7 protein-coding genes and 1 pseudogene are annotated in these 4,999 nt (G+C 44.4%); all 8 read left to right on the forward strand.

Features of this window, described 5'->3' with window-relative positions; translation table 11 throughout:
• On the forward strand, positions 1–112 hold a 112-nt coding region (locus IM515_RS03520; protein WP_071784045.1), incomplete at its 5' end, for a transposase.
• Positions 113–162: 50 nt separating this feature from the next.
• On the forward strand, positions 163–468 hold the full coding sequence (locus IM515_RS03525) for a hypothetical protein (RefSeq protein WP_287628408.1): 306 nt from the start codon (positions 163–165) through the stop codon (positions 466–468).
• A 151-nt stretch (positions 469–619) separates the two neighbouring features.
• Positions 620–988: a 2Fe-2S iron-sulfur cluster-binding protein gene (locus tag IM515_RS03530; protein WP_002788945.1), complete on the forward strand. Its 369-nt coding sequence runs from the start codon at positions 620–622 to the stop codon at positions 986–988.
• Between the two features lie 14 nt (positions 989–1,002).
• The gene (locus tag IM515_RS03535) at positions 1,003–1,824 is read left to right on the forward strand and encodes an inositol monophosphatase family protein (protein ID WP_287628403.1); all 822 of its coding nucleotides are present in this window, start codon (positions 1,003–1,005) and stop codon (positions 1,822–1,824) included.
• 32 nt (positions 1,825–1,856) lie between these two features.
• The gene (locus IM515_RS03540) at positions 1,857–2,798 is read left to right on the forward strand and encodes a J domain-containing protein (RefSeq protein WP_287628405.1); all 942 of its coding nucleotides are present in this window, start codon (positions 1,857–1,859) and stop codon (positions 2,796–2,798) included.
• Between the two features lie 537 nt (positions 2,799–3,335).
• Positions 3,336–3,812 carry a YbjN domain-containing protein gene (locus IM515_RS03545; RefSeq protein ID WP_002788948.1) on the forward strand — a complete coding sequence of 159 codons (477 nt, stop codon included), beginning with the start codon at positions 3,336–3,338 and terminating at the stop codon, positions 3,810–3,812.
• Positions 3,775–4,536: a lipoate--protein ligase family protein gene (locus IM515_RS03550; protein ID WP_287628406.1), complete on the forward strand. Its 762-nt coding sequence runs from the start codon at positions 3,775–3,777 to the stop codon at positions 4,534–4,536. The genes IM515_RS03545 and IM515_RS03550 overlap by 38 nt, the downstream gene beginning before the upstream one ends.
• Positions 4,537–4,861: 325 nt before the next feature.
• Positions 4,862–4,999 (forward strand): annotated as a pseudogene (locus IM515_RS03555) (photosystem II D2 protein (photosystem q(a) protein)); the annotation flags it as partial.

Consider the following 4,999-nt stretch of genomic DNA (forward strand, 5'->3'; position numbering starts at 1 on the left):
GGTCGAGGGAATCAACAATAAACTTAAACTAATAAAACGGAGAGGCTATGGCTTTAGAAACTTTCGGAATTTTTGGGTTAGAAGTATGTTATCTTGGCATCTTGTATGTTGATTTAGCATAAAGAGTAACGAAGAGCCGAATTTATTAATAAAACTTGGGTGATGAATACACAGGGAAATGTCACTCTCGGAAAAAATAGTTTTATTATCACTCAAAATCGGGCAAATATGCAGGGAACTTTTATCACTCCCGTGACTTTAAAAGTCGAGAAAACTAATACAGGTGAGCGCATTTTAGCCACAGGTAGCGAGGAATTTTTTCTGGTGATGACCGTACAGAAAAGTCGTCCCCCAGCAGTTAAAATTATCGGCAAGGGATTAGATGTGATCGTGCAAATTGGCTCCCAGGAAATCTCAATTATCGACGGTGCAGTTAGATTAAAAGAGATGAAGTTTCAAGAGCCATAAAAATTAGCAAGTGATCCCAAAAAAGTTAACAGTTATCAAGATGATGACCATTTGAGCAAATATTGATGATATAATCGAGATGGCTGCTCAAAATAGCCCCTAAATTTAGAATTATCTAGAATTGCATCGATAATTTCTGCCTAACTAAACTATGACTAAATATCATCAAATCACCGTTAACAATCGTCAGACGGGCGAAAAATTTGTCACCACCGTTCCAGAGGATAACTATATACTGCACAGTCTGGAAAAACAGGGTCATCAATTACCCTTTTCCTGTCGCAATGGAGCTTGTACCAGCTGCGCGGTCAGGGTATTATCAGGAGATATCCATCAACCAGAAGCGATCGGACTATCGCCGGAATTAAAAGCCAGAGGTTATGCTTTACTTTGTGTCAGTTATGCTCGTGGCGATATGGAAGTAGCCACCCAAGACGAAGATGAAGTCTATGAATTGCAATTCGGTCGCTTTTTTGCCCGTGGAAAAGTGCGTTTTGGTTTACCCTTAGATGAAGAATAGATTAGGGATTAATCGTGCCAGATACCAGCAGCCAATTAGAAAAATACCTAGATATTGCCAGCGAAGCCGCCCTAGCAGCGGGAACAATTATCCTCGATAATTGGGGTAAAATCGAGACAATAGAAGAAAAAGGGCGATCGGGCGATTTAGTGACGGAAATAGATCGTCGAGCAGAAACAGAAATTCTCAAAATTATTGGCCGTCACTTTCCCAAACACGGGATTTTAGCGGAAGAATCGGGAAAACTGCCAGGGACGGATAGCGAGTATCTCTGGGCGATCGATCCTCTCGATGGAACCACCAACTATGCCCACGGTTATCCCGTATCCGTCGTCTCCATCGGACTCCTGATCGCAGGGATAGCAGCAGTGGGAGTCATCTATAACCCCTTTAGAAAGGAACTATTTCGGGCAGCCCGGGGTTTGGGGGCTACTCTGAACCGTCGTCCCATCCATGTCTCCCGGACCAGTGAACTAGAAAAAAGTTTACTGGTGACGGGTTTTGCCTACGATCGCTGTCAAACCCCCGATAATAATTATGCCGAATTCTGTTATCTCACCCATCTGACCCAAGGGGTACGCCGCAGCGGTTCTGCTGCCAAAGACTTAACCGATGTGGCCTGTGGGCGCTTAGATGGTTATTGGGAACGAGGGATTAATCCCTGGGATCTGGCCGCAGGAATTGTTATTATCGAAGAGGCTGGCGGTAAAATTAGCGCCTACGATGAGAGTCCTTTTCTGATGGAAACGGGGCGAATTCTGGCCACTAACGGACACATTCACACCTCCTTAAGCCAGGCTCTGCAAAAAGCGGCCTCTTGGAGTTTTCAGTTTTAATGGGATTATCATTTTAGAGTAGGGTCTGCTGTATGCCTTTTCCAATTTCCCAAGGGTTATTTAAATTTGATGTAATCGATCACTTTGCTATTTTAGGAGTCTCGATCGATGCCGAACATGAGGAGATTCGAGAGCGTTACTTAAAAATCGCCTATAAACTTCACCCCGATACCTGTCGCCTTTACACCCCCGCCGAAAGGGAACAGGCTCATCAGTTACTCGCCAAATTAGTTAACCCAGCCTACGAACATCTGGGCCGCGACCTATCTCGGGAAGAATTCCGCCTTGTTTTAACACAAATGGGCAAGGCAATGGCGCGGGATTCGGGTAAAATCACCATCAATAGCGAACCAGCTAGAAAACTAGCCCAGTCCACCGCTAACTATGAATTAGCCTATCAAAAAATCCTGCAATCTTTGGCCATCGATCAATATACCGCCCTGGAAAATACCTATCAGAAAATCGCCCAACTCAGTGAACTCAATCTGGTTTATCTGATGCTAACCGAAGGTCAGGGCAACAAGAAAACTACCCCGAAAGTCTTTATCTCCCAAGGCAATCCTCGCCAGTCCGAGTTAGTGGTCGCGGCTGCCGTGGTGGCAGCCCCGGCTAAAGCCAAAGAATCGCCCTTAGAAGCCTATATTCGCCGCGCCCAAGCCTCTCTTGACCAAAATAACCCCGCCCAAGCTTTGCGAGAATTGCGCGATGCCCTACGGGAAGAACCAGATAATAGCATCTGTCACGCCCTGCTCGGTTTAGCCTATCTGCGACAAAATCAACTCTCCATGGCCCGGGTTCATATCAATCGCGCTTGGCAAGCCCGCCCCAAAGATGCGACGGTGATTAGGTGCAAACGGGAACTGGATAAAGTAGTTAATCCTAATACTGAAATGGAAGACCAGAAGGGACAAAAAAAGGAAGGGAATCCTAAGAGCGGTTTTTGGTCTCTATTTGGTGGTAAAAAGAATAACTAGCTCAAACCATAACGGTATAAGCCTGATACCAAATCGTCATTTTAACCCGCCTGTTACCCCACGCAGGTAACAGGAGAAAAGAAACGATCAGCCCGAGACTCAAGCTCAAACTAGACAGACAAAACAGCTTACCCTGATCAGTAAGTGGGTGGGTGGAATTAAATATAAGATGAACGTAGGTTGGGTTGAAGCATGAAACCCAACGCCCGCATAGTTTACGCTACCGCTAACCCATCCTACAAATAATTGTGCCTCCCTACTTAATAATAATTAAGCTTTTTGCTTAAGTTGACACCAATGACCGCCGGCGCCCAAAATGTCATTTATCTTCTGTCAAGGTGGGTTAGGTAAAATGAGAAAAAAGTTCTGAAACCCTTATATAGAGAATGGTTAAGCCGTTGTCTTTTCGCTGTTTACTGTTTGCTGTTTACTAATCACAGGAAAAAAGCTCCCCACTCCCCTCTTCTATGTCTGTTTTGTTACTTTTTTCTTTTCTCTTGGGATAAGATTGTGATCGATCGAGTTTAGGGAATTTTTATGACCACAGAAAGTTTAGCGACTTCGGACGCAATAGAGTCAATGACCGATGAATTTCTGGCTAGTACGAGCAGTCACCAAGAAATGATTGAAACGGTTATTTCTACTCTGCAGCAGAATGATACTGCTATGGTACAACATACAGAAAAAGGTTATCTTTGGAAGTTTCAGTATGGTAGCGTTGAGGTGTTTGTACAGTTAACTGGGGAAAGCGATGATGATTTTCTCACGGTGTGGTCTTCTGTCCTCAAATTACCCGTTAAGGATGAATTGGGATTAACTCGCAAGTTATTAGCGATGAATTGTGCCGAAACCTTTGAATCTCATTTTGCCATTATGAATGATCAGGTGGTGGTGATTTCTCAGCGTACGGTGGCCGATTTGTCTCCCGGGGAGATTTCGCGAGCAATTACTCTCGTGGCGACGGTAGCAGATAATAATGATGAAATGTTACGAGAATCCTTTGGTGGCAGCTAAAATTTGGCGTTATATCCCTCCAATTATCTCATCGGCAGAGAAACAAATGGCGATCGATTCTTGGTTACTAGAGCAACACCGTTGTGGTGATCATCCCCCGACTCTGCGTTTTTATCAATGGTCGCCCCCGGCTATTTCCTTGGGCTATCATCAACGGCAATATCCCGATTTTTGGCGTGATTTGACTTGGCAAGGTCAAAAAATCTCCCTAGTTCGTCGTCCTACCGGTGGCCGGGCTGTACTACATCAGGGGGATTTGACTTATATGGTGGTAAATTCGGGGATGAAGGGGAATGTTAGGAAAGTTTACTGTCAAATCTGTCAATTTTTAATCACAGGCTGGCAAAATCTCGGTCTGGAATTGTCCTACGGTGCTGCCGGCCGGGGATATATCCATTCTGCTAACTGTTTTGGTACGGCTACCGGTGCGGATTTAGTCGATAATTGGGGGAATAAATTTATTGGTAGCGCCCAACTGCAACAGGGTTCCTCTGTTCTCCAACATGGTTCGATGGTGCTAGAGCAAGATAATTCGCTGTTTGAGCAAGTTTTCGCCGGTGCTGCCCCTCAAAAGCTGAATTTAGACCCAGATTTGACCCTAGAAACCCTTATCGCTACCCTGAAAACCGCCGCCGAGGAATGCTTTGATTGTCAATTGCTAGAGCAACCCCTAGAGGATTGGGAATGGCGATCAATTAAAAAAATGAATATAAATACTCATTGACAAAAAAGCTTTTGTGTGCGTAAAAAATCAATTATGAGTCAAGTTGTATAGATTTGTAATTTTTTGCTAATAATAGTTAAAGGTAGATAGAGGCCGCAAGGAACCAAAGTCTTACCGAACTCGAAATTATTGTCTAGCTTGTGCTAGTTTAAGAAACGTTAATCTTTTACAGTTTGTGAGGATTAACGAGCGATCGCAGCTAGTTTAGTCAAGCTAATCCAGTCAATCGATCGCGCCATCTTATAAGACAATGGGAGTAATCCCAGACTCAAAAAAGTTAAGAAATCTTGCCCGTGATTTCAGTTAAGCAAGAGGAAAAATACCCATGACCATTGCTGTCGGACGCGCCCCAGAAAGAGGGCTGTTTGATGCTCTCGATGACTGGCTCAAAAGAGACCGTTTCGTCTTCATCGGTTGGTCTGGTTTACTACTCTTCCCCTGCGCCTTCATGGCCCTAGGTGGA

The sequence above is a fragment of the Microcystis sp. M44BS1 genome (assembly GCF_020244875.1).
GTDB classification, from domain to species: Bacteria; Cyanobacteriota; Cyanobacteriia; order Cyanobacteriales; family Microcystaceae; genus Microcystis; species Microcystis panniformis.